The organism is Sphingopyxis sp., assembly GCF_034380315.1.
GTDB lineage: Bacteria > Pseudomonadota > Alphaproteobacteria > Sphingomonadales > Sphingomonadaceae > Sphingopyxis.
Window position 1 is genome coordinate 23,908 of sequence record NZ_JAXMPB010000008.1, and the last position, 20,162, is coordinate 44,069.

Genomic DNA, 20,162 nt, shown 5'->3' on the forward strand with positions numbered 1-20,162 from the left:
CCCCTTCGTGGATTCGGGATTCACTGCGGCCGCTCGGCGATGATCGCGGCGAGGACCTCGTCGGCCTTCTCGACAGGCAGGAAGAGCCGCGTCTTGTACTGGATCACCTCGCTGAACAGACCGCGCGCCTTCAGCCATTCGCGGTCCTGTGGCTGGAAATCCCGGACCTCGAAGCGCCGGCTACTGTTCACCATCGTGGAAACGAGGCGCGCGCCATGGAGGCCCGGGATCAGTGCGCCATCGCCGCCACGCGCCGCCTCGATCAGTTCATCGGGCGTGAGTTTGATCGAGGACTCAAGACCGAAGGCGGACTCCAGTTTCTCGAGCGCGGTGGGCATCACGATGCGTCCGAGGATGGACGTTCCCGCCGCGTCATCGATCCGCCAGACGCGGACATCGTCTTGCGGCAGCTTGTTCCAGACGGGCAAAAGGAGGCCGGTCGCGACGCTGATCGTGTCAATATCGACCTTATCGAGCGCTTCGGACACCTCTGCTTCCCAGAAGCTTTTGAAGCTATCGTGATCGACCTCTTTCCAGAAGGTGTGCCAAAGTTCGGCGAGTTGGATACGATTGGAACCCGTCGGCCGGACAAGCTCCAGCATCTTGACGGGGCGCCCCTCGTCGTCGGTGATCGACCAGGATGGAACGCAAACGGCGACGCGCCCCGAACGGCTGTTCCGCAGATATCGCACGTCGTCGGAGCTTCCCCAGATCTTGTCGAGGCGCGTCCATCCGGTGACGTGCGGCTTCAGATGAAGCTCGAGGCGGAGCAAACGCGTTTCGGCGCCGGATACCGGGTCTTTCCTGAGCACGCGCTCCGAGATCTGAACGATACGCTCGGCCCGGATCGCTTCGACGCCGAGGTCGAGCGTTCCGGCTTCGCGCGCTGCGTCGACGCGGGCCTGTATGAGCCCCATATATTCCTCGAAAACCGCGTTCTGGGTCGCGATCCTGAGCGCGAGGATGCGGTTGAGCCAGCGCTGGATCGGCGGCAGCTTGTCGAGCAAGGTGCCATGCTCATCGACAAGCTTCAGGCCTGTGATGATCTGGAATTTCTCGAGGCTGACGCTCGCGAGCTTGCCGGCGTGGAGGAGGTGATACCACTGGGTCAGGGCCTCGCGGGCATAGCTGCTTTCGAGATTATCGGCGGGATCGAACAGGTTCTGGCCGCCTGTCTGGCGTTGGCCGCGCGTGAGCGCGCCCAGCGTGTCGAGACGGCGCGCGATCGTGCTGATAAAGCGGCGTTCACCCTTGCAGTTGGTCGTGACCGGGCGGAACACCGGCGGCATGGATTGGTAGGTGCGGTGGGTGCGACCGAGGCCCTGGATCGCGATGTCGGCGCGCCATCCGGGTTCGAGCAGGAAGTGGATGCGCCGCTTGCGCGCGGTCGGGCAGTCCAGGTCAGCGTGGTAGGACCGCCCCGTGCCACCCGCCTCGGAAAAGACGAGGATGGGCTTTCGCCCCGACATGAAGTTGTCGGTCTCGGCGATGTTGGAACTGGACGTGCGACGCTCGACCTTCTGCCGGCCCTGCCCATCAACGACAATCCGCCGCGTGCGCCCCGTGACCTCGGAAACCATGTCGGTGCCGAAATGTACGATGAGAAAGTCGAGCGCAGCCGGAACAGGCGGCATCGAGCAGAGCCGCTCGATCAAATCGTCGCGCGCGGCGACCGCTTCCTGGCACAGGACACCGTTGCCGTCGTCATCGAGCATTGGCTCGGAGCGCATTGACCCATCGGTCGCGCGAAAGGCGCGCATTTGCCGGGTTGGGAAGGCGGTCTTCAGATAATCGACCATGGTGTCGAGTGGGGAGACATCGATCGAGAGGTTCGCCCGTTCTTCGGGTGACAGGTCAGCCAGGCGGCGGTCGAGTATTGCCTCGGCGGTACTGGTGAGCTGAACGACGGCGACATGGCCCGCGGCGAGTTCATCCTCGATCGCGCGAACGAGCGTCGGCATCTTCATCGCGATCAGGACCTGCGAGAAGAACCGCTGCTTCGCGCTTTCGAACCGGCTCAGCGCCGATCCCTTGGCCTGGGCGTTCATCGTCTGCCCCGAAATGCGGTCGACGATGTTCGACGCCTTCAGAACCTCGTCGAGGTTCTGGTGAATGATCGCCCATGCATCGGCATAGGCGTCGTAGATGTCGATCTGGTCCGGCGTGAGCTGATGCTCGAGCGGGTCATATTCGACGCCGGCGAAACTGAGCGCCCGGGCGGTGTAGAGACCCATGGACTTGAGATCGCGGGCGACGATTTCCATCGCGGCGATGCCGCCGTCGGTCATCGCGGCGAGAAAGCCGTCGCGATTGGCAAACGCCGTACCGGGACCCCAGAGCCCGAGCCGCGACGCGTAACTCAAATTTTCGGGCTTGGTGGCGCCGGTCGCCGATTCATAGACAACGCGGGCGCGCGGCAGCGCATTTTGCAGGCGGACCCCGGCGAGGCCCTGCTCGGATCCCTTGGCTTGCCGGTACTCGTCCTTGGTCCCGGCGGCGTTGCCCATCGAATGGGATTCATCGAAGAGGATCACGCCTTCGAACCCGGCGCCCGTCCACTCGAGAATCTGCTGCAGGCGCGAGCATTGGTCGTGGCGCTGGGACCGGAGCGTCGCATAGGTGAGGAAGAGGATGCCACTCGCCATGCCGATCGGCTGACCAAGCGGAAAGGCGTCGAGCGGCTGGACGTCGATTGGAAGCCCGCCGAGCGCGCTCCAGTCGCGCCGGGCATCTTCGAGGAGCGTCGCGCCCTTCGAGATCCACATGGCGCGCTGATTGCCGCAGTTCCATTGGTCCCGGATAATTGCGGCGCCTTCACGGCCCTTGCCGACGCCCGTCCCGTCCCCGATGAAGAAGCCCATGCGATAGGGGCGGCCTTCGGGGTCCTCGATCAGCAAGTCGCCTGCCGTGTTGGTGACGAACCGGCCCGAGAGGTCGCGCGAGAAGGCATCGCCTGCGTAAATGATCGCTTCGAGCTGGGCGTCTGACAGCGCCTCGCTTGCCCGCTTCTGGAAAAGCGGGCGATATTGGGGGATCGGGGGCAGAACCGACGCCATGGCGAGCGATTCCACGAGATCGTCGGGGTGGGGCTTCGCGCCTGGAATATCGATGCGGGCGAGCCGCCAAGGCGCATAGATACCGACCGGATCGCCGACAGGGAGCGGCGCGTCGCGGACCGAATAGGCGAGCGGCTGCGCTAGATCATCGGTCGCGGCGATCCGCGAGGGTGCGATGATCCTGGGGCCAGCGAGGCCGGAGAAGAGTGAGGACGACGAAGGCCTCAGCGCGGGACGCATCGGGATTACCGCCGGGGACGCCGGGGGCGGTTCGTCGGATGGGTCAAGCCGCGCCGGAGCCGCGAGCACGATGGGCAGCGCCGCCGCGATGGTGTCGACCGTGTGGCGCTCGGTTTGGCCGATCCAGCCCTTGTCGAAGACGATCAGGCGGACGGCGACGCTGGTGCCATGCTTCGCATAGGGACGGCCGAGAATCGTGATCTCGACGCGCGGGCGGGCAATTTCGGCGACGGAGACATAGCCGCTCGCGCCGCTCGCATCGTGCGCGAAGGTCGGCGACATGATCGCGACGCAGCGTCCGCCCTCGGCAAGACGCAGCAGCGCGGAGCGAAGATGGCGCGCTCCGGCATGGCGATCTTGGCCGCGCCCCTCGCTGCGGCTGAAGGGCGGGTTGATCAGGACAATTGTCGGCCGAACATCCGTCGGCAGCCGGTCGTTGATGAACTCGGCGTCATGGGTCGTGACTGGGCGGCCCGTCACGAGGGAAAGCAGCGCCGCCCGGCAGGGATCGCGCTCGTTGAGCGAAGCGCTCGCGCCCGCGGCGATCGCGCGCGCCGCAAGCATGCCGGTACCTGCCGACGGTTCGAGCACATGATCGCCAGCAGTGACCGCCGCCGCTCGGGCCGCGAGCCAGGACAGCGCCGCCGGCGTGCTGAACTGCTGCATATCGACCTGGTGCTCGCTGCGATAGGTCTGGGTCGGCAGCGCCTTCTCGAACGCGAGGATATCCGCGAATTCGTCTTCGGGCCCCCAGTCCGGGTTCGGGTCATCATCGGGCACGAGCGTGTCCGATGCCTGCGCGGCTTCGAGCGCGTCATAGGCATCGCGCATCGACCAGCGCCCGTCGGCATCGGAGCCGCGGAACGCTTCCACCATCAGGCGCTTGAGCAGCGAGCGGGTCACGGATTGCGGATCGGCGAGCCGGTCGCGCAGTGCGCGGGCGACGCCATAAAGGCGTTCGGCTTTTTCCCGGGCCTCGGTGCCCGGGGTTTCAGCGAGCTTCAGAAGCGGAAGGGTCATGGCAATTCTCCTGAAGAGGTTCGGGAGCAACACGCCCCCGCTGCCATCGCCCCTCCCCCTCTCCTCCCGACTGGAATGGGGGCATAAGAAAAGGGGCCGCGGCGCAGGACCGCGACCCCATAAAATCGAAGAGCGAGATTAGGCCGCGTCGGAGAGCGGCTCGTCCTCGTGGGTATCATCGGCGGGATCGCCCGCCGCCTCGGGTTCGACGGTGCCGCTCGTTTCGTCTTCGCCATCATCGTTCACCGGCTCGGCGACCGGATGCTCGAAGCGCATGGCGTCAGGCAGCCAGGCAAGCGCCTTTTCCTTGACGTCCGCCTCGACGATGATGTTCCCGGCGAAGAGCTGTTCAGCCGAAGAGGCGAGCAGGTTCTTCTTCGACGCCCCGTAGCGCTGGCTGAGCTCGCTGCCGCCGATCTCCTGAAAGAGGTCGATGATGGAGCTCTTGGTGAGCCGCTTGAAATAATTCTTCGCGGTCGGGCGCCACCAGGCGGCGACATCGATCTTGAGCTTGCGACCGAGATGATCGACGAAACCGCTGGCGGAATCTTTCATGGGCACCGCATGGATCGTCCGGGCGATCGCCCAAGCGAGCCAAGCCGCACGCGCTTCTTCGCCGAGCGCGCAGAAGGCATCGTAGCGCCCGGCGACGCCGATGTTCGGCTGGACCCAGCTTCGATCGAGCCCCTCTTCGAGCTTGGCCCATTCGTCAGCCGCGAGCGATCCGCTTTCGAAGCCAATGACACGCGACGGCGCGGCATCGGCGCGAAGGTCGCTGGCGAGATCGGAAGCGTAGCGCCGTAAAGCCGCATCGACCATCACGAAGGTTCCGAGATCGAGCGCAAAGCGGGGATCGCTTGCGACATGGACACGAAGCAGTTCCGCCTTCATCGTTGCGAGCTCGTCGATGAGTCGTTGGCTCATTGCCGGTTTCGCCGAGACAGAGCCGTCGGTCTCGGCGTCGCTATCATCGTCGCCATCGATGTCTTCGTCGGCCTCGGTCGGCACCATGTAGGCCTGATGGTGCACACGCGGCTGGCCATCTTCGCCGATGACGAGGAAGGCAAGTGCCGCGGCCTTTTGGTCGTCGGTCAAGACCGCCGGTCGATTCTGGATGCCGCTCAGTTCGGATTCAAGTTCGCGATACCGCTGTTCCTCGTCCTCGGTGATGCCGTCATCACTCTCGTCGGCAGATTCGGCGATCATGTTCATCTCAGCTTCGATTTCGGCGCAGCGCGCTACCTCCTCTGCGGTCGGTTCAGGAATCTCGCCGCGGACCGGGCGGAGGCCGTCATAATCCGCGAACGAGATGCGCGTCATCGGGACCGCGCGAATTTCCGCGAAGCCCTCGCGCGCCCGGATCGCTTCGGCTTCCGCAGCCAGCTTCTCATCAGCGAGGCGGTCGAGGACGTCGCCATCGATCCAGTTCTCGGATGCACTGTCGGAAAAGAGGTCAGAGTCGATCCGCCCGCCCGCCTCGACATAGGCATCGCGGCCGACGAGCAGCGCTTTCGGGTCGCCGCCCCGGTAGCTGCCGGCGGCGAGCTCACGCCGGATGGTGTACGGGTCGTTGCGGTAATAGCTGTCGCGATATTGCTCGAAGACGCGGGATTGGCGAGCCGTATCCGAGGTGCTGCCATAGGCCTTTGCAATTTCGAGGGTGATTTCGCCCTTGCGCAGCGCATCGAAGATCGTCTCGTGGAGATCGGCGAGACGGACGCGGCCGAGCACGAAGCGCTCGGTTTTGCCGAAGCGCGCCGCGACCTGGGCCGCAGTCTTGTCCTCCTTCTCGATCATGTTCTTGAACGCCATGCACTCGTCCGCGGCGGTCATCGGGAGCTTGTTATTCTCGGCGTAGCTGAACTCGATGGCACGCTTCGCGTCCGGCATCACCATGACCGGAATCTTGAAGTCGTCCGGGAGCCGCCCCTTTTCGATCAGGACGTGCACGCGCTCGAGGCGCCGACCGCCGCCGAAGATGCTGTAGTGGTCCTTCTTGCGCTTGACTGCCGTACCAATCAAATTCTGGAGCACGAAGCCGGCCTCGCCGATCATCGCCTCCAGTTCTGCGTCGGCATCGGGATCGCTTTCGGTCCTGACGTTGAGCGGCGAAGGGACGCAGTTGCGCGCAGGCGCGTATACGATGGGAAATGACATAATCAGTCTCCTGGCGGCGGAAGCCCGACCATTCAGGCCGCTCGGCGCCGCCAGTCCCCCACTCCCTTCCCTCCTTGCCTGAGGACATCGTTCCAGTCGTTTCGGCCGTTCCATGGCCAGATCGTATCGATGCGTCGTCCGGGCACCGCGTGCGCCTTCACGGCGAGCGGCACGGCGAGGCGGCCGGCACGGTCGTTGTCGGGCAACAGGATGAGACGCGACACCGATTCTGGAATAGTAATTTGTGGGATGCGCTCATTGCCGAGTGCGGCCCAGACCGGGATGCCGAGGAGGATCATCGCCGAGATCGCTGTCTCGACGCCCTCGGCAATTCCGAGTGTATAAGCGGCCGGCGCGAGTCGAACCGCACCTGTGCGGGGGTGACCGAGCAATCTGCGAGGGTGCCGGAGGTCGCGCGCGCGTCGGCCCCTGCCATCAAGGAAGGTCCGTTGGACGGCCAACAATCCCGAGTCATCGGTTACCGCGGCGAGCATCGCCGGTCGAAACACGGCCAGTCGGCCCTTGCCGAGAGGCGTTCGGGGAGCGAACCGCAGGCAGTTAGGTGCAATATCGATCGACCTGTTCCGCAAATAGGTCTCCGCGATTGTCCAGTTTATTGGCCGACCAATGCCCCACAGGTCACGGGCACGCTGCTGTAGCCATTCTTTAGGGAGGGAGGATGGCGCCCCCCTGCCGTCACGTGCGTCGAGGGCGTTCAGACCGTCGCGGCGAAGCGCCCGGAGCACATCGGAAATATCGCAGCCGGCAAAGCATTTGAACAAAAGTCGTGTTTCGCCAATCCTGACCGACAGGCTCGGGGTTTTATCCTCATGAGCAGGGCAGCGGCACATGCCAGAATCGCCAGACCAAGTCCCGCCGAAGCGGCGCACAAGAACGGCCCCGGCGACTTCGAGTTCTGGCTTGCGAGACGTTGAAAACCCTGCAGGCATGGCAAGCCTCTTCATCAGGACGGATACGCAATAACCCCCTCTTTTCCTCCTCGCTCCGCTTGGCTGCGGCATTAGTCTGTGGCCCCGCGGCGCGGGAATGCCGCCGACCGGTAGCTACGTGCCCTCCTCCTTGTGAAAATCGTGCCGCCGACCATGCTTGAGCGGGCGAAAGCTGCGTTGGAACCGCGCGCAAAAATGTCTCGTTGCGAGGACATGAAAGATGCGGGATTCCGATGACACTCCGGTTGAGATCGTATTTATCGAGCCCCTTACGGTACGGATTTCCACTGCCGTCAAGCTCACCGGAATCAGTCGATCCAGGATTTACGAACTCATCGAGTCCGGCGACCTTGAAACCGTCAAGGTCGGCCGATCTACGCTGATCCCATATAAAAGTCTGAAAGCCCTAACCAGCGCATAATCGGTTGCGCCACCGCTCGAAAAGAGGGTCCCAAATTTTCGTTCCCACCGTGTAGCTCGCGTCGGAGCAGCTATTGATCGCTTGGTCCATGCGGAGTCACATGCTGGCTATCTAGCTATGATCGTGCAAAGAGCAACAATGGCCCGATATCATGGCTATCGGCTACTTTAAGTGCGGCAACATAAGCTGCTCTCGTTTCGCTGGCATTGACCAGGCCAACGCTTCCCCATGTAAACGGTGTACATCCGAGTTGGACCGCCAGCATGTCGCCGACCATACGCGAAAAACGGCCATTGCCGTTCGGGAAAGGATGGATGGCAACGAGCCGGTGGCTGAATCGGACGGCAATTTCATCGGGTGGGTAGGTTCCATGCTCGACCCAATATCGCGTGTCGTCGATCAGTTGACGAAGGTCCATGGGGATTCTGTAAGCATCGACGCCAATGTTGCGCGGCGTGGTGCGATACTGCCCGGCCCAACGCCACACGTCTCCGAACATGCGTTTGTGAAGCTGGTTCATGAAATCCTGATCGAGAATATCCCGCTTCCGGCTCATCACCCATCGTAAAGCTTGCCTGATATTGATCTGTTCGGCTTCATTCAGCTCATGCCGCATGGTGATATAGGACGGGATGAGTTGTTCGCGCTCCTCGGCGGTCAGCGGCGTGTTGGCGTCGTCGTCATCGTTAAACAGCTTATCTGTCATTCATCATCCCACAGGCCGCGCAAGGAGCCGGATAGAATGAGTTCGATCATGCGCCGCTGTTCTTCGTCGAGATCGGCTTTGAGCAGGGCCTGATTTTCCAGCCGCATGGTATGGTCCAGCCGCGCAATATCCTTGCTCGCTTTCTGCTTCGCGCGGTCGCGCAGGATATCATCAAGCGGCTTCGTCGGTACGAAGGCATAAACGAAAGTGCAGTTCATTGCCTCAGCCGCCTGACGCAGCGTCTTAATCGTGGTGGATCCGCTGACTTCGGCCTTCTCAATCACGGGAATGCGCGAAATCGATGTTCCCATACGAGCGGCAAGCTGGCGGACCGTCATGCCCAGAGCTTCGCGTATTGCCTTTATCCAGCCTCTTGGGGGCACGGCAAAAGACGTTTCGCGCAAGGGCGCGAAACGTCTTTCGAGTTGCTTGCGGGCAAGGGCGGCCTGATCTTCGTTCATATATATATGTCCTGATGAGCCTAAGATGTATATATAAATATGAACATATCAAGATATTTTGATCGTAAATTTATGATCGTTACCTCATAAAATATACATAAATATATGAACGTACTACCGCAAAACCTGAGCGCGCTAGGCAGTCATTCGGCCGCCCCTCTGAAAAGATGGCCGCACAATCTGTGCGCCATCGCGGAGCTGGTCGAGATAGTCCGACCAGTGCTGCATCATGCGCACACGCTCATCCCAATATTCGCCGCGCGTGTAGATTCGCCGCGTCGCGTTTGCATCCAGATGCGCGAGCTGCCTCTCGATCGCATCGGGATGCCACATGCCCATCTGGTTGAGAAGAGTCGCGGCTGTCGAACGGAAGCCATGCGCCGTCATCTCCTCGCGGCTATAGCCGAGACGCCGAAGGGCCGCGCTCACCGTATTCTCGGACATGCACCGCCGGGAAGTTCGAAATGAGGGGAACAGAAATTGCCCATGGCCCGTGAGGCCGTGCAGCGCTTCAAGCATTTCGAGAACCTGCCTGGACAGCGGGACACAATGCTGACGGCGCATTTTCATCTTGTCGGCCGGGATCGTCCACACCGCGTCCTCGACATCGATCTCCGTCCATTCCGCCTGTCGCAGTTCGCCCGGCCTCACGAAGACATGCGGCGTCAGTCGCAGCGCAATTGCCGTGATTTCGTGACCAGCATATCCTTCGATAGCGCGCAGGAGCGCCCCTGTTTCCTTGCGGGTCGTGATCGCGGCGTGGTGCTTTACCTTCGGAGCCGTGAGCGCGCCGCGCAAGTCAGCCGCAAGATCACGGTCCGCCCTTGCGGTGGCGATCGCGTATCGGAAGACCCTGCTGATCACGCTGCGCATCCGACGCGCACTTTCATACCGTCCATTGGCCTCGACCTTACGGAGTACGGCCAGAACCTCCTGGGGCGTGATTTTCGAGATCGGACGGCTGCCGATCAGTGGATTGGCGATATCGAGGAGCCAGCGAATTTTGCGAAGCGTGACGGCCGCGCGCTCTTCCCGTTCGTTTTTCGCCAGCCATTCCTCTGCGATCGTCTTGAACGTGTTGTCCTCGGCGATCTTTCGGGTGATCCGTTCGACCTTCTTTTCCGCGGCCGGATCGAGCCCTGCAAGAAGCAGCTTTCGCGCTGCGTCGCGCAGTTCCCGAGCGGAAGCAATTCCAATATCAGGCCACGAACCGAAGTAGAGAGTCTTTTGTCGGCCCAGGTGACGATAGTTCATTCGCCAGACCTTTGCTCCGCTCGGTCTGACCACGAGATATAGGGCATCGCTATCGGCCATTTTATAGGCCTTTTCTGCGGGCTTGGCGTTCGAAATCTGGATGTGGGTAAGCGTCATGATGGTTTCACCTGCAAGAGGCTGACCGGAACCATCAAAAACACCATCAAAGCTGATGGTACGCTGATGGTTCCGGCTGGATCAGCCTGGATTCCATTCAGCGATTCTCATCGAAAAACGGTGGAAAACCAGCCGCTTGCTGGACGTTCCCGGACGTTGCCGGAAAGGTCACTGGTGCCCAGAAGAGGACTCGAACCTCCACGACCTTGCGATCGCCAGCACCTGAAGCTGGTGCGTCTACCAATTCCGCCATCTGGGCACGGGGTAGGAGCGGGCGCTTAGCGGCGTGGGCGGAGGCTTGTCAACCGCGCTGCGAACAAAGGCGCAGATTATTTTCAGGATCGGCGGTTTTGCGTTGCCGAGGCGCAGCCCGCCCCTTGCCCCGGCGAGCGCTTCGCGGCATGGGAAGCCGAATTGCCCCCTCTTGGGCACGGCAGAGAATCAAACATAGGCGGACGCGATGCAGAAACTGGAAGGACAACTTATCACCGTGCTGGGCGGCGGGGGGTTCGTCGGTCGCTATGTCGTGCAACGGCTGCTGGCGCGCGGTGCGCGCGTCCGTGTCGCACAGCGCGAACCGCGCCAGGCACTGTTCCTGAAACCCCTCGGCGGGCTGGGCCAGACGCAATTTGTCGCCGCCGACGTCCGCGACACGGCCAGCGTGGCCCGCGCTGTTGCCGGCAGCGATGCCGTGATCAACCTCGTCGGCAGCTTTTCAAACATGCAGGCGGTGCAGGCGGTCGGCGCAGGCCATGTTGCCGCCGCCGCCAGCGCCGCGGGTGTCGGCACCCTCGTCCACATGTCGGCGATCGGCGCCGACAGCGAAGCACCCTCGGCCTATGGCCGCAGCAAGGGCGATGGCGAGGCCGCCGTGCGCGCCGCCTTTCCCAGCGCGGTGATCCTGCGTCCGTCGATCATCTTTGGCCGCGAAGATCAGTTCATCAATCGCTTTGCCGCGCTGCTCCGTCTGGCGCCGGTGGTGCCGGTCCTTGCCCCCGAAACAAAGTTCCAGCCGGTTTATGTCGGCGATGTCGCCGATGCGGTGGTCGCCGCTCTCGACGCAAACGCCGCGGGCAAACGGTTCGACCTTGGCGGGCCGCAGGTCCTGAGCATGGCGGCACTGCTCGCGTGGATCGCGGATGCGACAGCCCGCAAGCCGCTGTTCATCAACCTGCCCGACGCCGTCTCCTCCGCCCTCGCCACCGGTCTTGGCTGGATGCCGGGCGCCCCGATCACCCGGGATCAGTGGCAGATGCTGCAGCGGGACAATGTCGTTGACAAGGGCGCCGACGGGCTGAGCCAGTTCGGCATCACCCCAACCTCGCTCGCAGCGCTCGCCGATGGCTGGCTGGTGCAATATCGCCGCAACGGCCGCTTCGCCCAATATGCGGCATGAAGCCCGTGCGCCTGTAGTGCCGGGAAAATAGCCGCTGGAAAAATCCTGCGCCGCTGCGTAGGTCAGGAAACAGGACAGGGGGCGTCCGGCAGAGGTCGGGCGTCCCCTTTTTGATTTTATGCGACAGCAAGGCCAGGATCGTCGATGCCCCTTCACCGTCCGTCCCCTGCCCCCCCCCTTTTTGACCAATGGAGCTTAAACCATGTGGCTGACCGCCATCATCCTCGGCATTGTCGAGGGGCTGACCGAATTTCTGCCAGTATCCTCGACTGGCCACCTGATTTTGGCCACCGAGCTGCTGGGCTATGACGCCGCGCGCTGGGCGATCTTCAACATCGCCATCCAACCCGGTGCGATCCTGGCAATCGTCGTGCTGTACCGGAAATTATTCTGGGATATGGGAACGGGGTTTTTCCGCCGCGATCCCGTCGCCATTGCCTTTGTCCGTAACCTGCTCCTCGCCTTCATCCCCGCCGTGGTGCTCGGCCTTGCCTTTGGCGACTATATCGAACTGCTGCTCGAAAATGCGGTCGTGGTCGCCTGGGCATTGGTGATCGGTGGCTTTGCCATCCTGCTCGTCGAGCGATTCGCCAAGCCCAGGGAAAGCGGCGGCGTAGCCGCACTGTCGACGAAACAGTCCATCATGGTCGGGCTGGTCCAATGTATCGCGATGATCCCAGGCGTCAGCCGGTCGGGCGCAACGATCATGGGCGCGATGGCAATGGGCGTCGATCGCAAGACCGCCGCCGAGTTCAGCTTTTTCCTCGCCCTGCCGACGTTGACCGGCGCCACTGCCTTGCAACTGTTCAAGCATCGCGACGCGGTATCGTCGAACGATCTCGGACTGATCGCGGTCGGCGCGTTCGTGTCCTTCATCGTCGCATGGGCGGTGATCAAGGCCTTTCTGGCGGTCGTCACCCGCTATGGCTTTGCCCCCTTTGCCTGGTACCGAATCATCGTCGGCGCAGCGGCCTTGATCTGGCTGGCCGCCAGATAAGGCCGATTCGGACTTAATTTGAGAAAGATTGTTGCGCCAGCCGTTACCGCCACCGAGATAGCTCCGATTTTAAGGCAGTATTACTAACCTAAATACGAATTCGATAATGACAGATGCTCGGCGGCCATGCTTCCCCCTTTTCAACGAAGGGGAATCTGCATGGCCGCCGAACGCATGCTCCAATTTGTGGGGCGCGAACAAAATTATCCCGACAAGCGCTCAGCCGAAGAGCGTGCCCGCGATTTTCGCGAGATCGCCGAGCGCTATGCAGCGTCCGATGCCGATGCACAGGCGGCGCGATGCTCGCAATGCGGCGTGCCCTATTGCTCGGTGCATTGCCCGCTGCACAACCATATTCCAGACTGGCTGCGCCTGACCGCCGAAGGGCGACTGCGCGAAGCCTATGAGCTGTCGAACGCCACCTCGACGATGCCCGAGATCTGCGGCCGCATCTGCCCGCAAGATCGGCTTTGCGAAGGCAATTGCGTGATCGAATTTTCCGGCCATGGGGCGGTGACGATCGGCAGCGTCGAAAAATATATCACCGATACCGCCTGGGCCGAGGGGTGGGTCGAACCGATCCAGGCCGGACCCGCGACCGGCCAGTCGGTGGGGATCATCGGCGCCGGTCCCGCCGGGCTGACCGCCGCCGAATATCTGCGCGTCCAGGGGCATGAGGTGCATGTCTATGACCGCCATGATCGCGCGGGCGGCCTGCTGACCTATGGCATTCCCGGTTTCAAGCTGGAAAAGGATGTGGTGATGCGCCGCATCGAGCGGCTGGCCGACGGCGGCATTCATTTCCACCTGGGGTTTGAGGTCGGCCGCGAGGCGGCGCTCGACGATCTGCGCCGCAAGCATGATGCACTGTTGATCGCAACCGGGGTGTACAAGCCGCGCGAGATCAAGGTGCCGGGCAATGAAGCCGAAGGCGTCATCGCCGCGCTCGACTATCTGATCGCGTCGAACCGCAAGAGCTTTGGCGACCAGGTTCCCGCCCTTGACGACGGCCGCCTCGATGCCAAGGATAAACATGTCGTCGTCATCGGCGGCGGCGACACCGCAATGGACTGCGTCCGCACCGCGGTGCGCCAAGGCGCGAAATCGGTGAAGTGCCTCTATCGCCGCGACCGCGACAATATGCCGGGGTCACAGCGCGAAGTCGCCAATGCCGAGGAAGAAGGCGTGGAGTTCGTGTGGCTGTCCGCCCCCGAAAGCTTCACCGCCGACAAGGCGGTCAAGCAGGTGGCGGTGGCGGGCATGCGTCTCGGCGCCCCGGATGCCAGCGGCCGCCGCAGCCCCGAACCCGACCCGGGCCGCACCTTCGATGTTCCTGCCGACATGGTCATCAAGGCGCTGGGCTTTGATCCGGAGGATCTGCCGCAGATGTTCGGCTCCCCCGATCTCAGCGTCACGCGCTGGGGCACGCTGCGCGTCGATCACCAGACGATGATGACGAGCCTGCCGGGCGTTTTCGCCGCGGGCGACATCGTGCGCGGCGCCAGCCTGGTCGTCTGGGGCATCCGCGACGGGCGCGATGTGAGCGAACAAATGTCGAAATGGTTGAAGGCGAGAGCAAAAGGCGAAAAGAAGGCAGCCTGACCAACAGGGTAAGGAATAATAGATATGTCGACTTGGAAATCCCTTCTGCTCGCCGGAGCCGTTACGATGGCGCCGCTCCCCGCCTGGGCGCAGGAGGCCCCGGCCGCCGAGACCATCGCCTATGACGCCGCCACAGAAGCGACCGAAGCCGATAACGGCATGACGGCTGACGATGTCGCCGCCGCCAAGACCAAGATGCAGAAGGAAATGGACCAGGCGCTGGCGCTGATCGAAAAGCTGTTCGACACCAGCGACCTGCCGCCGATCGAACCGGCGCGCCTGACGCTGGCACAGACGACCACCGCGGCGCTTGTCCCGACCGGCAGCCTCGAAAAGATGATCGACCGCATGTACGGCCGCTTCGTCAACCTGTTCATGGAAGAAATGAGCAGCAAGTCCGATCTGATGCTGTCGATCAAGACCGGCCTGGAAAGCGACAAGATCGCGAAGCTCGACGATGCGACGAAGGCGAAGGTCGCCGACATGTTCGACCCGCACCGCAAGGCACGCGAAGATCAGATGATGTCGATCATCAAGCCGCTGATCAGCGAGGTACTCGCCGACATGGAAGGGCCGATGCGTAGCGGCCTCGCCCGAGCCTATGCCCGCCAGTTCTCGGTCGAACAGCTTGCCGAGATCAACCGTTTCTTTGCCACCCCGACCGGCGCCGCCTTTGCCGGGGACTCGATGGTGCTTCAGGCGGATCCCGAGGTGATGCTGGCGGTGATCAAGGCGATCCCGCCGATGGTGAACAAATTCATCGATCGGGGCCCCAAGATCGAGAAGCAGTTCAAGGATCTTCCGAAAGAACGTTCGCTGACCGACCTCGACGATAAGGAACTGGCGAAGCTCGCCAAGCTTCTGAAGGTCGACGTCCAGACGCTCAAAAACCATCGCGACATCTGGAACAGCGACACCGAAGAGGCCGTCGATGCAGCCGCCGATGGGGCCGAGGCGGCGGCAGAGGCGGCAGCAGACGTCGCGGGCGATAGCGACTTTGAAACCTATTATGATCGCACCACATGGTCCGACACTGATCGGTCACGGGTCGAAAAGCTCGAAGAAGCGGCCGAAGCCGCCTCCACCGCCGCCTATGAAGCCGAACAACAAGCCATTGCCAACGCCCGCAAGCAGGCGGGCGGCGACCCCACCACCTGACAGGCCCCGGCCTTTATCGCCAGGAACAGACGATGACCCAATACCCGACCCCCGATCATGCCCGCCTTGCCGAAACCGGCATGTACCGCCCCGACCTTGAATCCGACGCCTGCGGCGTTGGCATGGTCGCGGCGACCGACGGCAAGGCCTCGCGCCGCGTCGTCGAGGCGGCGATCGAGGCGCTGCGTGCCGTCTGGCACCGCGGCGCCGTCGACGCCGACGGCAAGACGGGGGACGGGGCGGGCATCCATGTCGACCTGCCCGTGCGGTTCTTTGACGACGCGATCGCGGCATCGGGGCACAAGGTGCTGCCGAACCGCCTTGCGGTCGGCATGGTCTTCCTGCCGCGCACCGACCTTGGCGCGCAGGAGGAGTGCCGTACCATCGTCGAGGCGGAGATCATCGACGCCGGCTTCACCATCTATGGCTGGCGCCAGGTGCCGGTCGATGTGTCGGTGATCGGCGACAAGGCGCAGCGCACCCGCCCCGAGATCGAACAGATCATGATCGCGGGACCGCTGCCCGAGGAACAGTCGCTCGCCGAGTTCGAAAAGCAGCTCTATCTCGTCCGCCGCCGGATCGAGAAAAAGGTGATCGCGGCGCAGATCCACGACTTCTACATCTGCAGCCTGTCGGCGCGCTCGATCATCTACAAGGGGCTGTTTCTCGCCGAGAGCCTGGCCGATTTCTATCCCGATCTGGCGAACAAGATGTTCGAAAGCCGGGTCGCGATTTTCCACCAGCGCTATTCGACCAACACCTTTCCGCAATGGTGGCTTGCCCAGCCCTTCCGTTGCCTTGCCCATAATGGCGAGATCAACACGATCCGCGGCAACAAGAACTGGATGAAAAGCCACGAGATCAAGATGGCGAGCCTCGCCTTTGGCGAGCATTCGGAAGACATCAAACCGGTGATCCCGGCAGGCGCCAGCGATACCGCCGCTCTGGACGCGGTGTTCGAGGCACTGTGCCGCGCCGGCCGCGACGCGCCGACCGCGAAACTGATCCTGGTGCCCGAAGCGTGGGGGCATGACAGTGACCTGCCCGAAGCGCACAAGGCAATGTACAGCTTTCTCGCCAGCGTCATGGAGCCGTGGGACGGCCCCGCCGCGCTGGCGATGACCGACGGCCGATGGGCGGTCGCGGGAATGGACCGCAATGCGTTGCGCCCGCTGCGCTATTCGCTCACCGCCGACAATTTGCTCGTCGTCGGTTCGGAAAGCGGCATGGTGCTGCTGCCCGAGGCGAGCCTGCGCAAAAAGGGGCGACTTGGCCCCGGCCAGATGATCGCCGTCGACCTGGAAGATGGCACGCTTTACGAAGACCGCGCGATCAAGGATCTGATCGCCGGGCGGCAGGATTATGGCGCCCGGGTCAAGGGTTTCCGCACCATGGTGGACCTGCCCAAGAGCGGAAAGCCGAGCATCGGCGGTTGGGAACGCAGCGAATTGCTCCGCCGCCAGGTCGCCGCGGGCCTGACGATGGAAGATATGGAGCTCATCCTCTCGCCGATGGTCGAGGATGCCAAGGAAGCGATCGGATCGATGGGCGACGACACCCCGCTCGCGGTCATTTCGGACAAGCCGCGCCACGTCGCGCAATTCTTTCGCCAGAATTTCAGCCAGGTCACAAACCCGCCGATCGACAGCTTGCGCGAACGGCATGTCATGAGCCTGAAGACGCGCTTTGCCAATCTCGCCAACATCCTCGATGAAAAGGGCCAGAGCGACCATGTGCTGGTCATCGATTCGCCGGTTCTCGTGGGCGACGACTGGGATCGGCTGCGGGCCTATTTCGGCGATGCGGTCGCTGACATCGATTGTACCTTTGCAACCGGCGGCGATGCCTCGACGCTGCGCGAGGCGATCGCCCGCGTTCGCCGTGAGGCCGAGGATGCGGTACGCGCGGGGCGTAGCGAGCTGTTCCTGTCGGACCAGAATATCGGCGCCGGGCGGGTCGGCATGGCGATGGTGCTCGCCGCCGCCGCCGTTCACACCCACCTCGTCCGCAAGGGGTTACGCAGCTATGCCTCCATCAACGTGCGTTCGGCCGAGGTGCTCGACACCCACGCCTTTGCCGTCCTTGTCGGGGTCGGCGCAACAACGGTCCATGCCTATCTGACCGAAGCGACGATCGCCGATCGTCACGCCCGCGGTCTGTTCGGCACCGAACTGACGCTCGACGATTGCCGCCAGCGGTTCCGCAAGGCCATTGACGATGGCCTCCTCAAAATCCTTGCCAAAATGGGGATCGCGGTGATCTCCAGCTATCGCGGCGGCTATAATTTCGAGGCCGTCGGCTTGTCACGCGCGCTGGTCAACGACCTCTTTCCCGGAATGCCCGCCAAGATTTCGGGCGAAGGTTATCAATCGCTGTTCATCAACGCGACCGAAAAGCATGAGGCCGCGTTCGACACGCGCGTCACTGCGCTGCCGATCGGCGGTTTCTATCGCCAGCGCGCGGGCGGAGAGGCCCATGCCTATTCGGCGCAGTTGATGCACCTGCTTCAAACGGCGGTCGCCACCGACAGTTATTCGACCTATTTGCAATTCTCGCGCGGGGTGGCGGACCTGCCGCCCATCTATCTGCGCGACCTGATGGAATTCAACTATCCGGCACAGGGGGTGCCGCTCGACAGCGTCGAGGCGATCACCGAAATCCGCAAGCGCTTTGTCACCCCCGGCATGTCCTTGGGCGCCTTGTCGCCCGAAGCGCATGAAACGCTGGCGATCGCGATGAACCGCATCGGCGCGAAGGCGGTGTCGGGCGAAGGCGGCGAAGACAGCTCGCGCTATCAACCCTATGCCAATGGCGACAATGCCAACAGCAATATCAAACAGATTGCGAGCGGCCGTTTCGGTGTCACCGCCGAATATCTGGGCGCGTGCGACGAGATCGAGATCAAGGTCGCCCAGGGCGCGAAGCCTGGCGAAGGCGGCCAGCTCCCCGGCTTCAAAGTGACCGAATTCATCGCCCGCCTGCGCCATTCGACGCCGGGCGTGATGCTGATCAGCCCGCCGCCGCATCACGACATCTATTCGATCGAGGATCTGGCACAGCTGATCTATGACCTGAAACAGATCAACCCCAAGGCGCGCGTGTGCGTAAAACTCGTCAGCTCCGCGGGCATCGGCACCGTCGCGGCGGGTGTCGCCAAGGCGCATGCCGACGTCATCCTGGTGTCAGGGAACACCGGCGGCACCGGCGCCTCGCCCCAGACCAGCATCAAATATGCCGGCACGCCGTGGGAAATGGGCCTGAGCGAAGTCAATCAGGTGCTGACGCTCAACGGACTGCGCCATCGCATCCGGCTGCGCACCGATGGCGGGCTCAAGACCGGCCGCGATATCGTCATCGCGGCGATCCTGGGCGCAGAGGAATATGGCATCGGAACTTTGAGCCTGGTGGCTATGGGCTGCATCATGGTGCGGCAGTGCCATTCGAACACCTGCCCGGTCGGTGTTTGCACCCAGGATGAAAAGCTGCGCGCCAAATTCGGTGGATCGCCCGAAAAGGTGATCAACCTGATGACGTTCATCGCGGAAGAGGTGCGCGAAATCCTAGCGAAACTCGGCTGCCGCAGCCTCGATGAGGTGATCGGTCGTACCGAATTGCTGCGTCAGGTCAGCCGCGGCGCCGAACATCTCGACGATCTCGACCTCAATCCCATATTGGCCAAGGTCGATGCCCCTGATGATCAACGGCGTTCGATGGGCCCGGCGTATCGCAACCCCGTTCCCGACAGCCTCGACGCCCAGATATTGAGCGACGCGCGCCCGCTGTTCGAACGCGGCGAGCGCATGCAGCTTACTTATAACGTCCGCAACACCCACCGCGCGGTCGGCACCCGCCTGTCGGCCGAGGTCACGCAGCGGTTCGGGATGAAAAGCCTCGCCGACGACCATGTTCATGTCCGGCTACGCGGCACCGCGGGCCAGTCGCTTGGCGCCTTTCTGTGCCACGGCATCACGCTGGAAGTATTCGGCGACGCCAATGACTATGTCGGCAAGGGCCTGTCGGGGGGCCGCATCATCGTGCGCCCGACAGTGTCGAGCCCGCTGGTCAGCCAGCATAACAGCATCGTCGGCAACACCGTCCTCTATGGCGCAACCGCGGGCACGCTGCTGGCCGCAGGCCAGGCGGGTGAACGCTTCGCGGTCCGCAATTCGGGCGCGCGCGTGGTGATCGAGGGCTGCGGCGCCAATGGCTGCGAATATATGACCGGCGGGACGGCCGTGATCTTGGGGCCGGTGGGTTCAAACTTCGGCGCCGGGATGACCGGCGGTATGGCCTTTGTTCTCGATACCGACGACAGTTTCGAACGCCATGCCAACGGTGAATCGATCCTGTGGCAACGTTTGGACAGCGCGCATTGGGAAGGCGTGCTGAAAGAACTGGTCGCCGATCATGCCAAGGCGACGGGCAGCAAATGGTCGGCCGAGATCCTGTCGGACTGGGATCGCTGGCGGACTCGCTTCTGGCAGGTTTGCCCGAAGGAAATGGTGAGCCGCATCGCCCATCCGCTGAGCGATGCCGCCCCCGAAGTCGTCGCGGCGGAATAGCGTTCCGGGCCCCGTCCCCGAGACGGCGGGGCGGAAAGTGCGGACTGTCGCGCCGGGACATCGTC

General features: G+C 62.9%; 12 protein-coding genes and 1 tRNA gene. 6 read left to right on the plus strand and 7 right to left on the minus strand.

What is annotated here, in order from left to right:
• Positions 1 to 20 precede the first annotated feature (20 nt).
• The 3 genes from U0S50_RS14490 to U0S50_RS14500 form a co-directional block, all read right to left on the minus strand.
• Positions 21 to 4,316 carry a strawberry notch family protein gene (locus U0S50_RS14490; RefSeq protein WP_062900456.1) on the minus strand — a complete coding sequence of 1,432 codons (4,296 nt, stop codon included), beginning with the start codon at positions 4,314 to 4,316 and terminating at the stop codon, positions 21 to 23.
• Positions 4,317 to 4,454: 138 nt separating this feature from the next.
• Entirely contained in the window at positions 4,455 to 6,473 is a 2,019-nt protein-coding gene (locus U0S50_RS14495; RefSeq protein WP_062900457.1) for a ParB/RepB/Spo0J family partition protein, read from the minus strand.
• Between the two features lie 32 nt (positions 6,474 to 6,505).
• Positions 6,506 to 7,438: a toprim domain-containing protein gene (locus U0S50_RS14500; RefSeq protein WP_223181169.1), complete on the minus strand. Its 933-nt coding sequence runs from the start codon at positions 7,436 to 7,438 to the stop codon at positions 6,506 to 6,508.
• A 205-nt stretch (positions 7,439 to 7,643) separates the two neighbouring features.
• On the opposite strand from U0S50_RS14500, the gene U0S50_RS14505 reads away from it, so the two are divergent.
• Complete coding sequence (locus U0S50_RS14505; RefSeq protein WP_062900458.1) at positions 7,644 to 7,844, plus strand: helix-turn-helix domain-containing protein; 201 nt, start codon at positions 7,644 to 7,646, stop codon at positions 7,842 to 7,844.
• A 115-nt stretch (positions 7,845 to 7,959) separates the two neighbouring features.
• On the opposite strand, the gene U0S50_RS14510 is transcribed toward U0S50_RS14505, so the two are convergent.
• The 4 genes from U0S50_RS14510 to U0S50_RS14525 all read right to left on the minus strand — a co-directional run bounded on the left by U0S50_RS14510 (position 7,960) and on the right by U0S50_RS14525 (position 10,641).
• Positions 7,960 to 8,550, minus strand: coding sequence for a mobile mystery protein B (locus tag U0S50_RS14510; protein WP_062900459.1), 591 nt, complete (start codon positions 8,548 to 8,550; stop codon positions 7,960 to 7,962).
• On the minus strand, positions 8,547 to 9,011 hold the full coding sequence (locus U0S50_RS14515) for a mobile mystery protein A (RefSeq protein WP_062900460.1): 465 nt from the start codon (positions 9,009 to 9,011) through the stop codon (positions 8,547 to 8,549). Before U0S50_RS14515 ends, U0S50_RS14510 begins: the two co-directional genes overlap by 4 nt.
• A 135-nt stretch (positions 9,012 to 9,146) precedes the next feature.
• Positions 9,147 to 10,382 (minus strand): tyrosine-type recombinase/integrase, encoded by a 1,236-nt coding sequence (locus U0S50_RS14520; RefSeq protein WP_062900461.1) that lies wholly within the window; start codon positions 10,380 to 10,382, stop codon positions 9,147 to 9,149.
• Between the two features lie 172 nt (positions 10,383 to 10,554).
• Positions 10,555 to 10,641, minus strand: a tRNA-Leu gene (locus U0S50_RS14525).
• Between the two features lie 201 nt (positions 10,642 to 10,842).
• Here U0S50_RS14525 and U0S50_RS14530 point away from each other — a divergent pair.
• From U0S50_RS14530 to gltB, 5 genes are all read left to right on the plus strand, one after another.
• Positions 10,843 to 11,778, plus strand: coding sequence for a complex I NDUFA9 subunit family protein (locus U0S50_RS14530; protein WP_322309457.1), 936 nt, complete (start codon positions 10,843 to 10,845; stop codon positions 11,776 to 11,778).
• 202 nt (positions 11,779 to 11,980) lie between these two features.
• Positions 11,981 to 12,775, plus strand: coding sequence for an undecaprenyl-diphosphate phosphatase (locus tag U0S50_RS14535; RefSeq protein WP_322309458.1), 795 nt, complete (start codon positions 11,981 to 11,983; stop codon positions 12,773 to 12,775).
• A gap of 159 nt (positions 12,776 to 12,934) precedes the next feature.
• Positions 12,935 to 14,377: an NAD(P)-dependent oxidoreductase gene (locus U0S50_RS14540; protein WP_322309459.1), complete on the plus strand. Its 1,443-nt coding sequence runs from the start codon at positions 12,935 to 12,937 to the stop codon at positions 14,375 to 14,377.
• Positions 14,378 to 14,401: 24 nt separating this feature from the next.
• A complete protein-coding gene (locus U0S50_RS14545) occupies positions 14,402 to 15,535 on the plus strand; it encodes a DUF2059 domain-containing protein (protein WP_322309460.1) in 1,134 nt (377 codons plus the stop codon).
• Between the two features lie 32 nt (positions 15,536 to 15,567).
• Complete coding sequence (gene gltB / locus U0S50_RS14550; protein WP_322309461.1) at positions 15,568 to 20,097, plus strand: glutamate synthase large subunit; 4,530 nt, start codon at positions 15,568 to 15,570, stop codon at positions 20,095 to 20,097.
• Positions 20,098 to 20,162: the final 65 nt, after the last annotated feature.